The organism is Paenibacillus sp. FSL H7-0940 (genome assembly GCF_037979415.1).
Taxonomy (GTDB): domain Bacteria; phylum Bacillota; class Bacilli; order Paenibacillales; family Paenibacillaceae; genus Paenibacillus; species Paenibacillus amylolyticus.
The window spans coordinates 1755518-1775458 of record NZ_CP150280.1; the positions used below are offsets into that span (position 1 = coordinate 1755518).

Below are 19941 nucleotides of genomic sequence, written 5' to 3' on the forward strand. Positions count from 1 at the left end.
AGGACGCAGACATAAGCAAGGGCAATTGAAGAAACATACGTGAAAAAGCATCCGAATAGGAATGCTTTTTTTGTTGTTTATCAGTTTTTCTTTCAAGTATACATCTAATGTGAGATGAAGTTTCATACGCTAAATTGATTAGATTATGAACCGTTTTCGTCAATTATCAACTTGGATGAGAGAAAGGAAATATAATGTTCAAAGTACTGGTACAAAAGAATTTCAAACATTCTCATTCACCATATATTTACAAATATTGGTGTGCATGCTATGTTTAAAATGAAAGCGCCATCATGAATGGGTTCATTGACATTTCATTATCATATTTCACTTGGGAAGGAAGATGGAATTGATGAAAAATTTGCTCAAAAAGGCAACCGCAATGATGCTGGCATTGGTCCTACTGCTTGGATTAATGACAGCGCCCGTTCATGCAGACACACCATTGTTCACCATCGAAAGCGAAGATGCTCAGCTCACCCCGGATCTTCAAGTGGTTACTTCAATCTATGGGCAACCCAAGCCCGGATTCTCAGGGGCCGGATTTGTCTGGATGCAGAACTCTGGCACATTAACCTTCACAGTAACTGTCCCGGAAACCGGCATGTACGCGATCTCCACACGATATATGCAGGAGCTCAGTGCAGATGGCAGGTCACAAAATTTAATCGTGAATGGTGTTACGAAAGGGGCGTTCATGCTACCTTACACGACAACATGGTCAGACTTCGATTTTGGCTTTCACAAGCTGAATCAGGGTGCCAACACGATTGAGCTGAAGGCTGGCTGGGGCTTCGCGTATTTTGATACTTTTACAGTGGATCATGCTGATCTGGATCCCCTGAATGTGCAGCCAGTTCTCACTGATCCTGAAGCTACACCGGAAACTCAAATTTTGATGAATTATTTAACGGAGGTATACGGAAACAACATTATTTCTGGTCAGCAAGAGATCTACGGAGGAGGGAATGACGGAGATACAGAGCTTGAATTCGAGTGGATTCATGATCTTACCGGAAAGTATCCGGCTATCCGTGGCTTTGATCTGATGAATTATAATCCGTTGTATGGTTGGGAGGACGGTACAACCGATCGCATGATTGATTGGGTGAATAACCGTGAAGGTATTGCAACAGCTTCCTGGCATATCAATGTACCTCGTAATTTCAATACGTATGAGCTTGGAGACTTTGTGGATTGGAAAGAGGCGACCTACAAGCCAACAGAAACGAATTTTAATACAGCCAATGCGGTAATTCCCGGTACCAAAGAGTATCAATACGTGATGATGACCATCGAGGATCTGGCAGAACAATTACTGATTTTGCAAGATAACGATGTGCCGGTGCTTTTCCGTCCGTATCATGAAGCAGAAGGCAACGGCGGACTGAACGGGGAAGGAGCTTGGTTCTGGTGGGCTTCGGCAGGCGCAGAAGTATACAAAGAGCTATGGGATCTGCTGTATACTGAACTTACCGAGACGTATGGCTTGCATAATCTGATCTGGACCTACAACAGCTACGTATACAGCACTTCTCCTGCCTGGTATCCGGGCGATGATCAGGTAGATCTTGTCGGATATGATAAATACAATACGATCTACAACCGTTATGACGGTTTGTCTGGCGTACCGAATGAGGATGCAATTACCTCGATTTTCTATAAGCTTGTTGAATTGACAGGCGGTACGAAAATGGTTGCCATGACGGAGAACGACACAATCCCAAGCGTGAAAAATCTGACAGAGGAGAAATCAGGATGGCTGTACTTCTGCCCTTGGTATGGCGAGCATCTGATGAGCTCTGCTTTTAATTACCCAGCAACATTGAAAACGCTTTATCAAAGTGATTATGTTATTACGTTGGATGAGCTGCCAAATCTAAAGGTTAACAATCCCAACCCCAGTGCATCCATCACACCTGGAAACGTTGAATTTGACAAATACACACCCAATCAAAGCGATAAAACCGTAACCGTGAATGCAAACGGCAATACGCTAACTGCTCTCCGGGCAGGCAACAATGCGTTGACCGCAACGACAGATTATACCTTGAACGGAAGCACATTGCTGTTGAAAAAAGCTTATCTGGCAACCCTGCCAGTTGGTGAGCATTCGATTGTTCTGGATTTTAATCAAGGCCAGGACCCTGTGTTAAAAGTCAAAATTGTAAATTCAACACCGGGTACAAATGCTGTGATTTCTCCTGTGAATGCAACATTTGATAAAGCGACGAATCCCGCACAGGATATTAACGTCTCTCTCACCTTAAATGGCCGTCAGCTTACAAGCATCACAAAGGGGGATGTTACGCTTGTATCAGGTCAGAATTATACAGCATCCAGCTCTGCTGTTGTTCTAAACAAATCCTATCTCGCTACGCTGCCCCTTGGCCAGAACGTATTGACCTTTCACTTCAATGGAGGAAATAACGCTGTGTTAACGGTGAATGTGGTAGACAGCACGGTTACTGTGCCAGCAGGGGATCTGACGATTCAAGCTTTTAACGGCAATACAAGTGCATCCACTAACGGCGTCTCACCCAAGTTCAAATTGGTCAACTCAGGCAATTCGACTATTCCGTTGAGTGATGTAAAACTTCGGTATTACTATACAATTGACGGGGAGGAAGCTCAGAGTTTCTGGTCCGACTGGGCCAGTATGGGCAGTGCGAATGTAACGAGCAATTTCGTTAAACTGGCGACTCCAGTTGCCGGAGCGGATCATTATCTGGAAGTGGGCTTTACAAGTGCGGCGGGATCACTGAATGCGGGCCAGAGCGCAGAGATTCAAACACGCTTTTCCAAGAACAATTGGTCGAATTACACTCAGACTAACGATTACTCGTTCAAGGCAAACGGTAGTCAGTTCGCAAACCATGATAAGGTTACCGGGTATGTGAACGGTCAGCTGGTATGGGGAATTGAGCCGTAAAGGTAGATAGCACGTTTAATGGGCTGGATCAGGGTTTGAACCTCTGATTCAGCCTTTTTATGGTGTAGAAGGTGTACACCGATTAGACGGAATGTTCTTTATCACTTCTAGTATGTGACGATGTATCCATGTCTGTTAATATGCGATCTATTATCCTTTTCGTATGGCCCATAATGAACTGAAGAAGTACACCTGCACAACATACAGTTAATAATGTACCAAGCCCGATCGGTCCACTGAGCAGAAACGCCAGAATTAAAAATACAAGGTAAATCAATGTTCTCGATATAAATAAGGGTGTTTGAGTGATTTCATGCAAGATTAATGTTAAGCGGTCAATCGGAATGGGTGCAAAATTGGTCTGTAAAAGCCCTAGATGATGTGATAGCCCTACCAGAAGTGCATCAAACGGTGAGGTGCCCAGTTCAGATTGGATGGTAAGGGAGATGCCAAGTGTTAAGATGAGAATACCTGCGACAAAAAGTACATATTTCAAATTCATTCAACCTCTTTTTCAGTATTATGTTGCAAATACAACAAAATTAAGCTAAATTCAATGTAACCCTTTTTTATTGCATTTGCAACATACGATTAACTTGATAAAGGAACGTGAATATAGATGACGATTCGTATAGAGATATGTACCATTGAACATGTATGTGAACTGCAGGAGATTAGTTATGAGACGTTTAATGAAACGTTTAAAGCGCAAAATTCACCCGAAAACATGAAAGCTTATCTGGAAAAGGCGTTTAATCGGGAGCGATTAGAAACTGAACTGTCCATAGCGGATTCACAATTTCTTCTTATTTATGTCAACCATAAAGTGGCAGGGTACATGAAGGTAAATATCAATGATGCTCAGTCTGAGAATATGGGTGTAGAATCTCTTGAGATCGAGCGGGTATACATCAAAAAAGAGTTCCAAAAACATGGCCTGGGTAAAGTGCTGCTCCATAAAGCCATAGAGATGGCAAAAGAACATCACAAAACGAATATTTGGTTAGGCGTGTGGGAGAAAAATGAAAATGCCATTGCATTTTATGAAAAGATGGGGTTTGTACAGACAGGAGCTCATGCTTTTTACATGGGAGATGAGAAACAGATTGATTTTATAATGACCAAAACGATACTGTAACGGGATCATCGAGGGGAAAGCTTGGGAGAAAAATGCTATTGAGCAGAATTCTTTCGGGCTTTTTTATGTTTTGCCAGAACCGTTGAATCATAAAATGAAGAAATTGACGAAGTTTAATACATAATAAATATTATGTAAACTTATTATTTTCGATGACCTTCATAAGCTGCATCTATGGCTTTAGCAAAAGTTAAAGTCCTGATTAATACATAATTGGCAGTAATATTTTGCTCAATAATCGTGAAGGTAATAGGCTGATCTCAAGGGTCATCAATACAATTTATTAGTTTATTTTTACGTTTGGACAGTCATCCGAAAATCGTTTTCGTTTGTATTTTGTTAGATAGCGTTACGTTCTTAATAATCAGTATATAAGTTGTATATACCTCATGTTAAAAGAACTTTTTGCGCATGAAACGGACGTGTTAATCCACCATGTTGAATTATTTAGTTTTAGAGCGGAAAATGGAAATTAAAATTAATATTTCAAGTGAGAAATCAGGTGGATTGGACTCTTAAAACCAGCCGAAAAAAGGAGCGAAATCGATCCATATATTAATTGGATAAATAAGGTATAAATCGTTAAAAAGGCGCTACTACGCCGATTATAGATCAATTTCATATGGATTTGCGATGGATTTAGTACCGCTTTCACGTTATGCTTTTGGAAATTGGAAAGGAAGTGGGAAAAATGGAACGCGAACTGGCGTTGGAAATTGTCAGAGTAACAGAATTGGCTGCGTTAGCTTCAGCACCCTGGATGGGACGAGGCGACAAGAACAGTGCAGATGAAGCGGCTACTTTGGCCATGCGCGCCATGTTCGATTCCGTGTCCATTCGCGGCACGGTGGTAATCGGTGAAGGAGAAATGGATGAAGCACCCATGTTGTACATCGGCGAGGAAGTGGGCAACGCTGAAGGGCCTGAGGTTGACGTAGCTGTAGACCCGCTCGAAGGTACAGAAATCGTGGCCAAAGGACTAAACAACGCTCTATCGGTTATTGCAGTGGCGGGAAAAGGTAACCTGCTCCACGCACCGGACATGTATATGGAGAAACTGGCGGTAGGGCCTGCGCTTGTAGGCAAGGTCAGCATTGAAGACCCCGTTGAAGTCACACTGGAGAAAGCCGCTGCCGCATTGAACAAAAACATCTCGGATCTCACTGTGATGATTCTGGATCGTGTACGACATGAGAGCACAATCAAGACGCTACGCAAGGTTGGCGTACGGATCAAGTTTCTCAGTGACGGTGATGTTGCTGGTGCAATGGCACCAGCCTTCCCGGAGGCGGGCATTGATCTCTATGTCGGTTCTGGAGGAGCGCCAGAAGGTGTGCTGGCTGCCGCAGCGCTATCTTGCCTTGGGGGTGAGATTCAAGGTCGCCTGATGCCTGCCAACGCGGACGAATTCCAGCGCTGCCTGCAGATGGGGATTGATAATCCTTACAAAGTGTTAACGATGCAGGATATGATCGGTACGGAGGACGTCATTTTTGCCGCAACAGGTGTGACACCAGGTGAGATCTTGGGAGGGGTACGGTATCTTGCGGATGATCGTGCCGAGACGGATTCGATTGTTATGCGTGCCAAAACCAAAACAATTCGGTTTATTCGTTCCCAACACTTCCTGCCTAACAAAGAAGTGCTGCACAAAGTAAGACAGCTCCAATCTACGCCAGAACCCTCGGATCGCATTCCGAGTCATGTGAAAACAATGGAACAGGCTGAATTTAGTCAATCCTCCGTTGACCTTGGCGTTACAACGACGTTGTGAGCTGCACTTCCCATAATTGAACAAATAGGATCAACTGAAATCGCTGTAGTGAGTTTGATAAGTAACTTGAACCCCTAAGGTTACAGGGCACGGATTCAATGAAAGTACCATCTCTGGCAAGATAATAATGAGGGCTTGGATTAACCCAAACCCTCATTATTTTTTTGTGTTAAAAGCATTGACAACGGTTACATGGCATGAGAAAATGTACGCGCGTACATAAATATCGATTTTTAATTATTACATCATTAATAGGTGAGCTAGAAGGGGGTGAAATTCATGGCATCTCGTAAAGAAGTGGCTGATCTTGCGGGTGTTTCCGAGGCGACGGTCTCCCGGGTGCTTAATGGGGTAGGCCCTATTAAAGAAGAGACACGCCGCAAGGTTCTTGAAGCTTCCGAACAGTTAGGCTATGTGCCCAGCGCGCTTGCTCGCAGTTTTGCCAGAAGTAAAAGCGGAAACCTTGGCGTGGTATTACCTTATGTTCCGAAGGCGCATCTGTTCTCGGCGTATTTCTTCTCGGAAATGCTGAGTGGGATTGGAAACAAAGCCAGAGACAATAGCATGGACCTGTTGGTTATGTTCCGAACACCCGGTGAAGTGATGAATTATACGGATCTGTTCCGGCGTCAGAAAGTGGACGCCTGCATTATCCTTGGTGCCAGAGATGATCATGAAGAACTGGCGGCCATGCAGCAACTTCATCAGGAAGGACACCCATTCTGTGTCATGAATCAGCATTTTGAGGGCCAATCGTTCACGGAAGTGGATGCGGATCATGTGGAAGGAAGCAGACTTGCCATACGTCATCTTACGGATCAGGGGTATCGCAAAATCGCTTTTCTCAATGGTCCAGACAGCTATTCCAACAGCCAGGAGCGAATGGAAGGCGTTCGTCTTGGCCTGCAAGAAGCAGGTATGGAGCTGGACCCGAGTCTATTGCTTAAAGGGAATTATAGTAGAAGAAGTGGCATTGAGGCGGCAGCGACTGTAGCAGATCGCCTACATGAGATTGATGCTGTATTTGCGGCCAATGACCGGATGGCCATTGGTGTCATGCATGGTTTGCGTGAGCGGGGAATAGGGCCTGGGGATTTTCCGGCATTTGTGGGTTATGACGACTCCGATGCCGCCGAGATGGCGGTTCCGCCGCTGAGCAGCGTCAGGGTTCCATTTTTTGAGATGGGTGAACTTGCAGTATCGAAGCTTATGCATGGGTCTGTGGGTGATACACATAAAGCGAATAACTCTGTTGTAGCGGTAACCGAATCTGCGAGAGCGTTGTTGCCAACCGAACTGATCATCCGTGCTTCTTCTATCCGTCAATAGTTTATTGGTACACATATTGAGAGAATTTTTATTATTCCAAAGGAGGAAATGATCATGTCAAATCGTCTTCGTGTCGGAATGGTTGGATACAAGTTTATGGGGAAGGCCCACAGTAATGCCTATCGCAGTCTGCCGATGTTTTTCCCGTCTGCTCCGTTGCAGCCTGAGATGTCTGTGATCTGTGGACGTAACGAGCAGGGAGTGCAGGAGGCGGCGAATCAGTTCGGTTGGTCCGAAAGTGTAACGGATTGGCGCGAGCTTGTGAAACGAGATGATATTGATCTGATTGATATTAACGCGCCAAGTGATGCCCATAAGGAAATTGCGTTGGAAGCAGCTCGTCAGGGCAAACATCTGTTTTGTGAGAAGCCTCTGGCCCTGTCGCTTGCGGATTCGCGTGAGATGCTTCAGGCAGCTGAGGATGCTGGAGTCGCACATATGGTCGGGTTCAACTACCGTTTCTCACCAGCGGTGCAATTAGCGAAGGATCTGGTGGAGAGCGGACGACTGGGTAAAATCTATCATTTCCGTGCTTTTTTCTTGCAGGACTGGATCATGGATCCTTCGTTCCCGCTGGTATGGCGTTTGCAAAAAGAAGTGGCTGGCTCCGGTTCCCACGGGGATCTGGGTGCACACTTAATCGACCTGGCTCGTTTCCTCGTTGGTGAATTCCAGGAAGTCATCGGCATGAGCGAAACCTTCATCAAAGAACGACCGCTTGCAGCTGAGATGACCGGTCTGAGTGCAAAGGGCAGTTCGAATGCGGATGCACCGAAAGGAGAAGTGACCGTCGACGACGCTACGCTGTTCCTGGCACGATTCGCAGGAGGGGCACTGGGAAGCTTCGAGGCTACACGTTTTGCAGCGGGGCATCGGAGTACGAACTCGTTTGAGATTAACGGCAGTCTCGGCAGTGTACGATTTGATTTTGAACGGATGAATGAACTGGAAGTGTATTTCACAAAGGATGAAGAGGACGTACAGGGATTCCGCCGTGTACTGGCAACCGATCCGGCACACAAATATTCCGAAGCATGGTGGCCCGCCGGACATACGATTGGATTCGAGCACACGTTCACCCATGAAATGTTGGAGCTGGTGACAGCAATCTCTGAAGGACGCCAACCATCACCGAGTTTCCACGATGGGGTCGCTTGTCAGGCTGTACTGGAAGCGGTAGAACGTTCGGTAACAGAACGGCGCTGGGTGACGCTTGAAGAGATGTGAGAGAGCAAGACAGTGACGTCAGAAATAAGGTTGAACACATAAAACTAGGCGAAAGCGAGTGAATAAACGATGAGTAAAGCACTGATTGTATGGGGCGGCTGGGATGGACATGAACCGGAGCAGGTAGCAGCGATTTTTGAGCGTATTTTGAAGGAAGAGCAGTTTGAGGTTGAAGTCTCGAATACGTTGGAGTCTTATGCGGATGCAGAGAAGCTGCTGGGTCTGGATCTGATCGTGCCGTTGTGGACAATGGGACAGATTGAGCAGGAACTCGTCAATAACGTATCAGCGGCTGTTCAGAGTGGTGTGGGCTTGGCTGGTCTTCATGGCGGGATGTGTGATGCCTTCCGAAATAACGTAGACTGGCAGTTTATGACGGGTGGACAATGGGTTGCTCATCCAGGCAATGATGGTGTGGAGTATATGGTGAACATGAAGCGTGGCTCTAGCCCGTTATTGGATCATATTGAAGATTTTCAGGTGAAAAGTGAACAGTACTACCTGCACGTAGACCCGGCAGTGGAAGTGTTGGCAACAACTCGTTTCCCAGTGGTAACTGGTCCGCATGCAGCGAATGGGCCTGTAGATATGCCTGTTGTCTGGACGAAACGCTGGGGCGCAGGACGGGTATTCTACAACTCACTGGGACACCATGCGGACATTGTAGACATGAAACCCGTGACTGAAATGATGCGCAGTGGTTTTAAATGGACAGCAGCAGGCAAAGAGCTTGCCAAGAGTCGAGTAAGTTCAGCAACCGAAGTGTACACAGGTATGGCGGACAACCAGAACTAATGAGATTGTAGTTAGATTGCAAACGTAACTTCAGTGTTAACCATTCATCTTCAATGGATAAACCATTTCTGATCCACGGCGAAGGGAGCCACAGGTATGAAAACAATGAAAGTAGGCATTATTGGCTGCGGTAAAATCAGCGGTATTTATATGGAAAACTGTCACCGGTTCGAGGTGCTGGAACTTGTTGCTGTTGCGGATCTCGACCGGAAACGTGCCGAGGAGCAGGCAGCAGCCTATAACGTGCCTAACGTATACAGCGTCGACGAAATCTTGGCTGATCCCGAGATTGAGCTGATCATCAACCTGACGATTCCTTCCGTTCATGCGGATGTATGCTTGCGGGCGCTTGAATCTGGCAAACATGTGTATGTAGAAAAACCGCTCGCGGTTACCCGTGAAGAAGGGCAGGCCGTGCTCGAAACAGCGAAGCGTAAAGGATTGCTTGTGGGTTGTGCACCAGAAACGTTCTTTGGTTCAGGTATCCAGACTTCACTTCAATTGGTGGAAGAAGGGGTAATCGGCAAGCCGGTGGCGGCGACCGCATTTATGATGAGCCGTGGTCATGAGCATTGGCACCCAGATCCGGAGTTTTATTACGCGTCAGGCGGTGGGCCAATGTTTGATATGGGTCCGTACTATCTCACCGCATTGGTTCAACTAATGGGACCGATCAAGTCAATTGCAGGCATGACGGGTAAAGCCATGGAAGAACGGACGATTACGAGTGAGAAAAAGAGAGGTCAGACGGTTCCCGTCGAAATTCCAACTCACGTTACCGGTCTGTTACAGTTTGAACAGGGAGCCATTGGCACACTGATTACAAGTTTTGACGTATTTGGCGGAAGTGCATTGCCACCGATTGAGATATATGGCACGCACGGTACATTGCAGGTACCTGACCCCAACACCTTTGGTGGTCCGGTTCGTTATCGCTTGCTGGGTGAACATGAATGGACGGAAGTTCCGCTTCTCCCAGGATATCAGGAAAATACACGCGGCATCGGTGTGGCAGATATGGCCTATGCAGCACATAGTGGACGTGCACACCGTGCGAGTGGGGAACTGGCATACCACGTACTTGAGGCCATGTGGGCATTCCACGATTCATCGGATGAACAGACGTTCTACCAGATGAAAAGCTCGTGTCAGCGCCCGGCTGCATTGCCGGTGGATCTGCCATTGTATACATTGGATAAATAAGATAGCCATTATGACTTATATCATGATAAACAGCCCCTTTTCCTTCGAACAAGGAAAGGGGCTGTTTTTTATTAAATCAAAAAAATCTGGGAATAACAGCGCTCGAAAGGTTGTTCTGTCATTGGAGTGTCCAGTGTAAATAATCTTTAGTCCAACTTATATAGCCATTTATGGCTCAAATCCCGCCTGACTGATCCAGATCTCATCCTCGACAAAACAGTCTTTCATCCGCTGAACTACAGTCTGATACGCATCTGGATGATACCAATGCTCCATCCCCACTTGCTGATAGAGCGACTCCATACCGAGTCGGCGGGTGCGCTTGCCCTCACTGCCATCGCCCATGAAATAATCGTCAATACATACACGCTGAACCAGAGGTCTCAAGATGGCTGCAAACTGTTCACTGCTGGGTAATACGGGAGCAATCGCAACCTGCGTGGGTATTCCGGCATCCCGCAACTGTTCCAGTGCACGTAATCGGCCTGCAATTGGGGGAGCGGAAGGACTGAAATGCTTGCGCATATCGTCCAGATCCGTCTCTACCGTCATGCTGACCCGAACCTGGTCACCTAACTGCTGTAGCAGATCTATATCCCGGGTAACGAGTGGACTGCGGGTCTGGACTAATACGAAATCTGGAGGATGCTGTACCATCGTTTCAAGTAATGAACGCGTGATACACTCCTTGTATTCGGCGGGTTGATACGGATCGGTACTGGATGACATGAACAGAGTGACTTTCCCTTTGGTCAGGGCACGTTGCAACTCTTTGGCGAACACCCGGGAGGCCTCCTGTTTCACATCCACCCAGCTCCCCCAATCCTCTTTGCGAAATAAGGAAACAGGCATCTGTCTGACATAACAATAGGAACAACCAAAGGCGCAGCCTGTGTAAGGATTCAGCGTATGTGTATAGCCATTGAGGAACCCTGTCCCCTTGTTGAGTAACGTTTTGGGTACTTTGTAAGTAAGATTTGTCTTCATAAGTTCTCATGCCTTTCGCGGTAGTGTGCAGGTGTGAGACCTGTGTGTTTGCGAAATACAGTAATGAAATAAGCTGAGTTAGGTATACCGACATGGCGACCAATATCGGTGACGGTAAGTCCGGTATGTTCAAGTAACTTCCGGGCTTCGGTAATTCGTTTATCCTGAATATATTGAACCGGTGTGCGGCCTGTAATCCGCTTGAACACACGATGCAGATGATAAGGACTGCCATGACTTACAGTGGCAAGGACATCCAAGGTTAGAGGTTCGGCGTAATGATGTTCGATGTAATCCGTGATCCCGTATATCCACTCCTGATCAGGTACCCGCTCGCCTGTAGGTTTGCAACGTTTGCAGGGTCTGAACTTTCGTGCCAATGCTTCTTCAACATGTTGAAATATCAGCACATTTTCAGCTTTGGGTGCTCTGGACTTACAGGAAGGTCGGCAAAAGATCCCCGTTGTCTGCACACCGTAAAAGAACGTTCCATCATAAGAATTATCGTTGTGGATGATGGCATGCCAGTATTTTTCCTCTATAGATTCGGGCAGTATGCGATCTTGATCTCGACTTTCCACGGTGATCACCTCATCTCTAATTATACCCTTGATTCGAAGGGATTGACGAAGTTCTAACTTAAAAAGCAAGATATCAATATTTGGAGATAAAGTACCTTCCTTCAATCTGAACGAAATATGAGCTACAATATACAAGATGGAGTGGTTTATATCTCAAATGAAATTTATAGATGAAAGAGGTAGGTAGGCATGGTTCGTTTTGGCGTAGTGGGTACCAACTGGATTACAGAAAGGCTTCTGGAAGCGGCAGCACAGGTTGAAGGATTCAAATTAACCGCTGTGTATTCCAGAACTGAAGATAAGGCTAGTGCATTTGCAGATAAATATGATGTTGAACACCGATTCACCGATCTGGAAGAGTTGGCGGCAAGTGATGTGATTGATGCAGTCTACATCGCAACACCGAATACGGTTCATGCGGAGCAGGCTGAGCTTTTTCTGAGAAACGGTAAACATGTATTGTGCGAGAAACCTCTGGCTGCAAATAGCGCCGAAGTTCGGAGTATGATCGATACTGCACGAGAACACGAGGTTCTGCTCATGGAAGCGATGAAATCGACTCTTGTTCCCCAGTTCAAAATGGTGCAGAAGAGCCTGCATAAAATCGGTCCTGTCCGCAAATACGTAGCAGGATACTCTCAGTATTCTTCGCGTTACGACAAGTACAAAGAGGGGATTGTCCTGAACGCGTTCAAGCCTGAACTCGCTAATGGGGCGTTAATGGATCTCGGTGTGTATTGTCTCTATCCATTGATTACGTTGTTCGGTGAACCTAACCGGGTTCAATCCCAAGCGATGATGCTGAAATCTGGCGTGGATGGACAAGGTAGTGTGCTGCTGGACTATGATGGGATGGATGCGGTCGTTACATACTCCAAAATCTCCAACTCTCATCTACCAAGCGAAATCATGGGGGAACTGGGCAGCATCATCATTGACAAGATTGGTTCACCGGAACATGCAGAGATACGATACAATGACGGTACGGTGGAGCAGCTCACAGTCGAACAAAACCATCCGGCGATGTATTATGAAGTGGAGGAGTTCGTGAATCTGGTTGAGCAGGGCCAAAAGGAGTCTGACATGAACACGTATGAACGCTCTTATGTGACGATGCAGGTTATGGATCAGATTCGGAAGCAGATTGGGCTTGTGTTCCCTAACGATTGATTCAAGCGCAGGAAAGGAAGCTGAGACGAGATGAGCAGAGATGAGCTGAGCAACCGGTCCAATGATTCTGGAGGTTTGGAACTGAAACAGATCGTTTTCATAGGAAGAACCTTCGAAGAATATATGAAGATGTTCAACCTGACGGTGGACGAGATTAATGGCAAGTCTATTCTGGATTGTCCAGGCGGTGCCTGTTCGTTTAGTAGCCAGGCGCGCAAGTTGGGTGCTGATCCCGTGGCCGTGGATATTGCCTACGAATATGAGATCGACGAGCTTGAAGTAAAGGGATTCCACGATATTGAGCATACGATGAAACAGATGGAATCGGTGCAAAGCATATATGTGTGGGATCAATTTGGATCAATCCAGGGGTTAAAGGAAGAGCGAACTCGTGCCATCACAGATTGCGTCGCAGATATGAGAATGTTTCCTGACCATTATGTGGCGTCTGTGCTCCCGGATCTACCCTTTGCGGATGAACAATTCGATCTGACGTTATCCGCCCATTTCCTGTTTACGTATGCGGATCGATTGGATGTTGATTTTCATGTTGCAACCATAATGGAGTTGCTGCGTGTGACCAAACAAGAGGTTCGCATTTTTCCAACAGTGGATCTGTCTGGCGAACGTTACAAACACATGGATGAGTTGAAATTAATACTCGAAGAGCGTGGGTGTACGGTATCCGAAGAACCAACTTCATATGAGTTTCAACGGAATGCTCATACCATGCTTCAAATTGTTAAACATAATCGAACAAGATAGGAGGTTTTTGGATGAATAAAGTACTTATACTTGGGGGTACACGTTTTTTTGGTAAACGTCTGGTGGATCACTTGCTGTGGGAAGGGAAGTCTCAGATCACAGTCGCAACTCGTGGTAAAACGGATGTCGACTTCGGACCCGAAGTAAACCGAATCAAGATGGATCGTGAAGACCCGGAATCTCTGGCAGAGGTTGCACAGACAGACATGTGGGATGTTGTGTACGATAATATTTGTTATTCTCCAGATGCGGCGAAAGCGGCATGTGAAGCTTTTGCAGGACGCACCAAAAGATACGTTCTGACATCCACACTCTCGGTGTACGGTGATCCCAGACCTGGATTTAAGGAAACGGATTTTGACCCGTATACATATCCATTGCAGTATGGAAGTGCAGAGGATTTTTCGTATGGAGAAGGCAAACGGCTTGCGGAGGCTGTGTTTTTTCAGGAAGCGGATTTCCCGGTTGTGGCGATGCGCATTCCCATTGTACTCGGGATTGATGATTATACGAGAAGACTTCATTTTCATATTGAACATGTGCAAAAAGGAAAACCGATCGGCATGCCAAATCCGGATGCGGAGATTGGATTTATCAATTCCACCGAAGCGGCAAGATTTCTCGCTTGGCTTGGACATTCGTCCATTACAGGTCCGGTGAATGCAGCTTCCAAGGGTGCGATTACGCTGTCAGCCATGATACATCTGATCGAAACGGTCACGGGCATGCAGTCCCAGATCCTCACGGAAACGGTGAAAGAGGACATGTCACCCTTCGGAATTGAGCAATCATGGACGATGGAGACGACCAAAGCTGAACAAGCGGGGTATACGTTCGAACCTCTGATGGACTGGTTCCCGGGACTCGTTCGTGAGGTCGCTCTTGCATTACAGTCGGAGCGGTAGAAATATCGGTTCGGATGGAACCAAAATGAATTCGACGAGCCTTAGTGAAACAGACGAACCAAACGGCTCGAACGACGGATTATTTCAGCGAATGAACATCCAACAGGGTGCAACCAGAGTGTAATCTCCGGTGCACCCTGTTTATGTTGTACATTTTTACGAATTTGAACGGGACCTAATTTAGATAAGTGGGACTAATCATTTACACGATATTATTTAGTCAACTCACGCGCTTAACTCTATTTTTGCTCACGTGGAGCAGTAGCTGAAGCCCGTATGCGCAGTTCTGACGGTAGAATGAGGGTTTGGGCTTCGGAAGGGGACTTACCCTCAATTCGGTCAATCAGCATCTGTACACCCTGAAACCCAAATTCATATGCTGGCTGTGCGGCTACGGTCAAGAAAGGATCAAAGGCAGAAGCCAAATCCAGATCGTCGAAGCACACAACAGAAATGTCTTCTGGTACACGCAGTCCTCGTTTGCGCAAAAGCCGAATGACCCCAATCGCCAGCATGTTGTTGGCGGCAAAAATGGCTGTTGGTTGATCCGGTTGAGAGAGTAGTCGATCCAGTCCTTCTTCATCGCTGAAATCCCGGTACCCGGTTCGAAGCACAAGCTCGGGATTGATATCAGCTCCGGCCTCTCGTAAACCCGCTATATAACCTTCCTCCCGCAGTCTGGCGGTAGAAACCTCCGAAGAACCATTGACCAGTGCAATGCGTCGGTGCCCCAATTGCACCAGATATCGGATGAGCTCAATCGCGCCTTCTAGGCTATCTCCAGCGATGATATCTGACGTAATGCCAGGTACGGTGCGGTCCAGAAAGACAAACGGAATGTTACGTTCCTGCAGCTGTTTCAGATGAGTGAGAGAACGATCTCCCGCAGGCGCATAGAGTACACCATCCACACGAGTAGACAGAATCGCATCTACATAATCCTTTTCCTTTTTGTAATCCTCGTCACTATTGCCGAATAAAAGACGGTACCCACGAAGATGGGCTGCATCTTCAGCACCACGCGCCAGAGTTGTATAAAAAGGGTTGGTAATATCCGTAATAAGCAGAGAGAGCATCTGGGTTCGTTGAAGCACAAGGCTGCGTGCATTGGAGTTCGGGATGTAACCCAGTTCGTCGATCACCTGTTGCACACGTTCACGTGTCGCGGAACTTATACGGCCTGTATGATTAATGACCTTGGAGACCGTCATGGCGGAGACGTTGGCTTTTTTGGCAATATCGTAAATGGTAATCATTAGAATCTAACCTTTCCGCAACATAGTCTTACCATTCTATAGGATAATGTCAATTGACAGCAAGATAGGCTCGTGCTATGTTAGGGTTACCGATAACCCTAAAGGGTTCTGAACGTCTTTACTACATAAACCATTTCGTTGAATTCGCTCATGCACGTTCCATTTTCTTGAATAGAGGAACTACATACATAGCTAATTAATGAAATGGTTTATTGTTATTTTTTAAATATGTAAACGCATTCAAAATAAAATAAGGCTCTTGGTAATCTGTGTATGCAGCTCTTGCGTGCCACCCGGGTATCGGTTGTATTTCCGTCATTATCTTATTCCAATCACTGCACATGGATCAGACAGAAGGCTACTCAATTCAACCCAAATTCTATGAAACGAATTGAAGGAGGACATTCCAGTATGACACACCAGGATTATCGTTATAAACAGGCTTTTCCCAAGATTGGTATTCGTCCCACGATTGATGGAAGACGCAAAGGTGTTCGGGAGTCACTGGAAGAACAAACGATGAGGATGGCGACATCTGTTGCGGAACTGCTTGCAGCTGAACTGCGTTATCCTGACGGCTCCGCGGTGGAGTGTGTTGTGGCCGAGACCTGTATTGGCGGAGTGGCTGAAGCGGCCGCAGCATCAGAACTATTCAGCCGTTCCAACGTTGGCGTAACAATCACCGTGACACCATGCTGGTGTTATGGTACGGAAACGATGGATATGTCACCATCCACTCCAACAGCCATCTGGGGTTTTAACGGGACTGAACGTCCGGGTGCAGTATATCTGGCAGCGGTACTCTCTGCCCATGCACAGAAGGGGATTCCGGCCTTTGGGATCTATGGAGAAGATGTGCAGGACGGCGGAGATACAACAATTCCCGATGACGTGCGTGAGAAATTGCTCCGGTTCAGCCGTGCAGGTCTTGCAGCCGCGACCTTGAAAGGGCAAGCCTATCTGTCTATTGGATCAGTATCCATGGGGATTGCAGGTTCGATTGTGAACGATTCATTTTTCCAAGAGTATCTGGGCATGCGTAATGAATACGTGGATATGAGTGAACTCACTCGTCGTATCGAAGAAGAAATCTACGACCCCGAGGAGTATAAGCTCGCACTGGCCTGGGTGAAGGAGAATTGTAGCGAAGGTCCGGACAACAACGCTGCCCATCTGCAAACGGATCGCAAACGCAAAGAGTACGAATGGGAAACCGTTGTGAAAATGACCCAAATTGTGCGTGACTTGATGGCGGGCAACCCAAGATTGGCAGAGCTTGGTTTTACAGAGGAATCGATGGGCCACCACGCGATTGTATCCGGCTTCCAGGGACAACGGCAGTGGACAGATCATTCACCTAACGGAGATTTTCTGGAGTCGATATTAAACTCTTCCTTTGACTGGAATGGCAAACGTGCGCCTTATCTGGTTGCAACGGAGAATGACAGCCTGAACGGGGTATCGATGTTATTCGGTTCGCTGCTGACGCATACGGCGCAGATCTTTGCTGATGTGCGTACGTATTGGAGTCCGGATTCAGTACAGCGCGTGACGGGACACCAGTTGCAAGGAAATGCAAAGGATGGCATTCTGCATCTAATCAACTCTGGTTCGGCAGCCTTGGATGGCACTGGACAACAGTCCAGAGATGGTAAGCCTGTACTCAAGCCATTCTGGGAAATTACAGATGAGGAAGTTCAGGACTGCCTGAAAGCAACATCGTGGAGACCGGCATCCGTAGAGTATTTCCGCGGGGGCGGCTATTCAGCGGATTTTCTGACCAAAGGCGGCATGCCTGTAACGATGACACGTCTGAATCTGGTCAAAGGACTGGGACCAGTGCTGCAAATCGCTCAGGGTTACACGGTCGATCTGCCTGAAGATGTGCATGATACGCTGGATCAGCGGACAGATCCAACCTGGCCATCCACCTGGTTTGCACCTGTTCTAACCGGAGCGGGAGCGTTTACTTCCGTATACGAAGTCATGAATCAATGGGGCGCCAACCATGGCTCCATCTCGTATGGACACATCGGTGCTGATCTGATTACGCTTGCTTCCATGCTTCGCATTCCGGTAAATATGCATAATGTACCTGAAACGGAAATTTTCCGTCCGCGTGCATGGGGATTGTTCGGCACAAGTGAGCCGGAGAGTGCAGACTACCGTGCTTGCAGTGTGTTTGGCCCGTTGTATCGTTAAAATAAAGTTCCATTCCTGTCAAACGCCATGTTCCTTGTGAGATGAGGTAACATGGCTTTCTCTTGAAAGCTGTGCTCAGAACTCGAATACGGCTTATCGCGAAGAGTTAAGGAGGCTTGAAAGAATGGGCAATCAAGCAACACATGTGCTTGCTGCCGATTACGGCGCCGGGAGTGGACGCGTAGTCCGTGGTTCTTTTGATGGAAACAGACTCTCGTTACAAGAAGTGCATCGATTCAACAATGAACCCGTGCAGCTGGGGGACGGATTGTATTGGGATTTCTTGCGACTTTTTCATGAATTAAAACAAGGCATTGTGAAAGGGACGCAAGGCATCACTCCATCGGTCCGTTCTATAGCAGTGGACACGTGGGGAGTGGACTATGGACTGGTGGATGGTGCAGGAAGGTTGTGCTCGAACCCACGTCACTATCGGGAAGCACGCAACGCACAGTGGATGGAAGAAGTTCTGCACATGGTGAAAGAAGAAGAACTGTATGCCATGTCAGGCGTTTTGCCGCAGCAGATCAATACAGTATTTCAACTGCTAGGCAGTGTACGAGAGCAGGCCGAAGGTTTGCGTCCGGATGTGCGCATGTTATTTATGCCAGATTTATTTCACTATTATCTATCCAGTCAGCAGGCTTGTGAGTATACGATTGCAAGTACTAGCGGGCTGTTGCATGCAGGAGAGGCGCGTTGGAATGAACATCTGATCGGGCGTCTCGGTATACCGGAAACATTATTTCCAAAACTCGTTCAACCGGGTACCGTGCTGGGTGATTTAACAAATGAGTTGTGCGCGGAGTTACGGACTGGACCGATGCAGGTAGTCTCTGTGGGCTCACATGATACGGCATCTGCCTTGGCAGCAATCCCTGCGAATGATTCGGATTTCGCTTTTATCAGCTGTGGTACCTGGTCTCTTATGGGGGTGGAGCGTGATACACCTGTATTGGATAACCGAAGTCGTGCATTGGGATTCACCAATGAAGGGACGGTAAGTGGAAAAGTACGCACCCTGAAAAATCGTTCAGGCTTGTGGCTGCTACAGGAATGCAAACGGCAATGGGAGCGGGAGAATCAACCTTTTACACATGAAGAACTGATTCAATTGGCTACCTTGGCAACGCCGCATCAAAGTTATGTATCGCCGGGAGATGGCGTGTATTTGGCGCCAGGAAATATGTCTGAACGAATACGGCAACAATGCAGTCTCACCGGACAGACTGTGCCTGAAACGACTGGAGCGATTGTGCGCTGCATTCTGGAAAGTCTTGCATTGGAATTCAGACAAACGCTGGATGAATTGCAGTTGATTACAGGTACAAGACCTCGTGTCATTCATATGGTTGGTGGCGGTGTGCACAATCGACTATTATGCCAGTTTACAGCCAATGCAGCCGGTGTCCCGGTAGTGGCAGGCCCGGCAGAGGCGACTTCAGCCGGGAATTGCATGTTGCAATTCCTTGCGCATGGAGAAGTGAGTAGTTTGGCCGAGGTACGGGAGGTCATGGCTGCTTCCTTTTCCCCCGAGACCTATGAGCCTGAGGATACAGAGCTGTGGCAGGAAGCTTATGAAAACTACCAAAGTCTAAATCAAATCAACAGGTAATAAATAGATTCAATGCAATGAGCATTGACGCAAAATGCTAAAAAGAAAAGTATGAGGAGTGG

Annotated in this window: 16 protein-coding genes; 12 read left to right on the forward strand and 4 right to left on the reverse strand. The window is 47.1% G+C overall.

Annotated elements, in window-relative coordinates; genetic code table 11:
* Nucleotides 1–352 precede the first annotated feature (352 nt).
* Entirely contained in the window at nucleotides 353–2932 is a 2580-nt protein-coding gene (locus tag MHB71_RS07820; RefSeq protein ID WP_340029230.1) for a X2-like carbohydrate binding domain-containing protein, read from the forward strand.
* 82 nt (nucleotides 2933–3014) lie between these two features.
* On the opposite strand, the gene MHB71_RS07825 is transcribed toward MHB71_RS07820, so the two are convergent.
* Entirely contained in the window at nucleotides 3015–3428 is a 414-nt protein-coding gene (locus MHB71_RS07825; RefSeq protein ID WP_340030138.1) for a hypothetical protein, read from the reverse strand.
* A gap of 123 nt (nucleotides 3429–3551) precedes the next feature.
* On the opposite strand from MHB71_RS07825, the gene MHB71_RS07830 reads away from it, so the two are divergent.
* The 6 genes from MHB71_RS07830 (at nucleotide 3552) to MHB71_RS07855 (ending at nucleotide 10398) form a co-directional block, all read left to right on the forward strand.
* Nucleotides 3552–4070: a GNAT family N-acetyltransferase gene (locus MHB71_RS07830; protein WP_340029231.1), complete on the forward strand. Its 519-nt coding sequence runs from the start codon at nucleotides 3552–3554 to the stop codon at nucleotides 4068–4070.
* A 691-nt stretch (nucleotides 4071–4761) separates the two neighbouring features.
* Nucleotides 4762–5844, forward strand: coding sequence for a class II fructose-bisphosphatase (gene glpX, locus MHB71_RS07835; RefSeq protein WP_091029562.1), 1083 nt, complete (start codon nucleotides 4762–4764; stop codon nucleotides 5842–5844).
* Between the two features lie 279 nt (nucleotides 5845–6123).
* The gene (locus MHB71_RS07840; protein WP_340029232.1) at nucleotides 6124–7173 is read left to right on the forward strand and encodes a LacI family DNA-binding transcriptional regulator; all 1050 of its coding nucleotides are present in this window, start codon (nucleotides 6124–6126) and stop codon (nucleotides 7171–7173) included.
* 54 nt (nucleotides 7174–7227) lie between these two features.
* Entirely contained in the window at nucleotides 7228–8400 is a 1173-nt protein-coding gene (locus tag MHB71_RS07845) for a Gfo/Idh/MocA family oxidoreductase (RefSeq protein WP_340029233.1), read from the forward strand.
* A 69-nt stretch (nucleotides 8401–8469) separates the two neighbouring features.
* A complete protein-coding gene (locus MHB71_RS07850; protein WP_036613781.1) occupies nucleotides 8470–9195 on the forward strand; it encodes a ThuA domain-containing protein in 726 nt (241 codons plus the stop codon).
* A gap of 96 nt (nucleotides 9196–9291) precedes the next feature.
* On the forward strand, nucleotides 9292–10398 hold the full coding sequence (locus MHB71_RS07855; protein WP_047843312.1) for a Gfo/Idh/MocA family oxidoreductase: 1107 nt from the start codon (nucleotides 9292–9294) through the stop codon (nucleotides 10396–10398).
* Between the two features lie 168 nt (nucleotides 10399–10566).
* Here the strand turns inward: MHB71_RS07855 and MHB71_RS07860 are convergent, their stop codons facing one another.
* Together MHB71_RS07860 and MHB71_RS07865 are read right to left on the reverse strand one after the other, a co-directional pair.
* A complete protein-coding gene (locus MHB71_RS07860; protein ID WP_340029234.1) occupies nucleotides 10567–11385 on the reverse strand; it encodes a radical SAM protein in 819 nt (272 codons plus the stop codon).
* Nucleotides 11382–11966, reverse strand: a complete 585-nt coding sequence (locus tag MHB71_RS07865; RefSeq protein WP_340029235.1) for a bifunctional transcriptional activator/DNA repair enzyme AdaA — start codon at nucleotides 11964–11966, stop codon at nucleotides 11382–11384. The genes MHB71_RS07860 and MHB71_RS07865 overlap by 4 nt, the downstream gene beginning before the upstream one ends.
* 189 nt (nucleotides 11967–12155) lie before the next feature.
* On the opposite strand from MHB71_RS07865, the gene MHB71_RS07870 reads away from it, so the two are divergent.
* The 3 genes from MHB71_RS07870 to MHB71_RS07880 are packed head-to-tail and all read left to right on the forward strand — an operon-like array spanning nucleotide 12156 to nucleotide 14806.
* Nucleotides 12156–13136: a Gfo/Idh/MocA family oxidoreductase gene (locus MHB71_RS07870; protein WP_340029236.1), complete on the forward strand. Its 981-nt coding sequence runs from the start codon at nucleotides 12156–12158 to the stop codon at nucleotides 13134–13136.
* A 30-nt stretch (nucleotides 13137–13166) separates the two neighbouring features.
* Nucleotides 13167–13901: an SAM-dependent methyltransferase gene (locus tag MHB71_RS07875; RefSeq protein WP_340029237.1), complete on the forward strand. Its 735-nt coding sequence runs from the start codon at nucleotides 13167–13169 to the stop codon at nucleotides 13899–13901.
* 11 nt (nucleotides 13902–13912) lie between these two features.
* Nucleotides 13913–14806, forward strand: a complete 894-nt coding sequence (locus MHB71_RS07880; protein WP_315372666.1) for an NAD-dependent epimerase/dehydratase family protein — start codon at nucleotides 13913–13915, stop codon at nucleotides 14804–14806.
* A 239-nt stretch (nucleotides 14807–15045) separates the two neighbouring features.
* On the opposite strand, the gene MHB71_RS07885 is transcribed toward MHB71_RS07880, so the two are convergent.
* Nucleotides 15046–16062, reverse strand: a complete 1017-nt coding sequence (locus tag MHB71_RS07885) for a LacI family DNA-binding transcriptional regulator (protein WP_340029238.1) — start codon at nucleotides 16060–16062, stop codon at nucleotides 15046–15048.
* A gap of 411 nt (nucleotides 16063–16473) precedes the next feature.
* Here MHB71_RS07885 and MHB71_RS07890 point away from each other — a divergent pair, with 411 nt between their 5' ends.
* Both MHB71_RS07890 and MHB71_RS07895 read left to right on the forward strand, forming a co-directional pair.
* Entirely contained in the window at nucleotides 16474–18264 is a 1791-nt protein-coding gene (locus MHB71_RS07890) for an L-fucose isomerase (RefSeq protein WP_340029239.1), read from the forward strand.
* A 124-nt stretch (nucleotides 18265–18388) separates the two neighbouring features.
* Nucleotides 18389–19879 carry a rhamnulokinase family protein gene (locus MHB71_RS07895; RefSeq protein WP_340029240.1) on the forward strand — a complete coding sequence of 497 codons (1491 nt, stop codon included), beginning with the start codon at nucleotides 18389–18391 and terminating at the stop codon, nucleotides 19877–19879.
* The last annotated feature ends 62 nt before the right edge of the window (nucleotides 19880–19941 follow it).

Bases quoted from the DNA above. Each gene is read 5' to 3' on its own strand.
- MHB71_RS07820 (WP_340029230.1), top strand. From the start codon at position 353: ATGAAAAATTTGCTCAAAAAGGCAACCGCAATGATGCTGGCATTGGTC.
- MHB71_RS07830 (WP_340029231.1), top strand. From the start codon at position 3,552: ATGACGATTCGTATAGAGATATGTACCATTGAACATGTATGTGAACTG.
- glpX (WP_091029562.1), top strand. From the start codon at position 4,762: ATGGAACGCGAACTGGCGTTGGAAATTGTCAGAGTAACAGAATTGGCT.
- MHB71_RS07840 (WP_340029232.1), top strand. From the start codon at position 6,124: ATGGCATCTCGTAAAGAAGTGGCTGATCTTGCGGGTGTTTCCGAGGCG.
- MHB71_RS07845 (WP_340029233.1), top strand. From the start codon at position 7,228: ATGTCAAATCGTCTTCGTGTCGGAATGGTTGGATACAAGTTTATGGGG.
- MHB71_RS07850 (WP_036613781.1), top strand. From the start codon at position 8,470: ATGAGTAAAGCACTGATTGTATGGGGCGGCTGGGATGGACATGAACCG.
- MHB71_RS07855 (WP_047843312.1), top strand. From the start codon at position 9,292: ATGAAAACAATGAAAGTAGGCATTATTGGCTGCGGTAAAATCAGCGGT.
- MHB71_RS07860 (WP_340029234.1), bottom strand. From the start codon at position 11,385: ATGAAGACAAATCTTACTTACAAAGTACCCAAAACGTTACTCAACAAG.
- MHB71_RS07870 (WP_340029236.1), top strand. From the start codon at position 12,156: ATGGTTCGTTTTGGCGTAGTGGGTACCAACTGGATTACAGAAAGGCTT.
- MHB71_RS07875 (WP_340029237.1), top strand. From the start codon at position 13,167: ATGAGCAGAGATGAGCTGAGCAACCGGTCCAATGATTCTGGAGGTTTG.
- MHB71_RS07880 (WP_315372666.1), top strand. From the start codon at position 13,913: ATGAATAAAGTACTTATACTTGGGGGTACACGTTTTTTTGGTAAACGT.
- MHB71_RS07885 (WP_340029238.1), bottom strand. From the start codon at position 16,062: ATGATTACCATTTACGATATTGCCAAAAAAGCCAACGTCTCCGCCATG.
- MHB71_RS07890 (WP_340029239.1), top strand. From the start codon at position 16,474: ATGACACACCAGGATTATCGTTATAAACAGGCTTTTCCCAAGATTGGT.
- MHB71_RS07895 (WP_340029240.1), top strand. From the start codon at position 18,389: ATGGGCAATCAAGCAACACATGTGCTTGCTGCCGATTACGGCGCCGGG.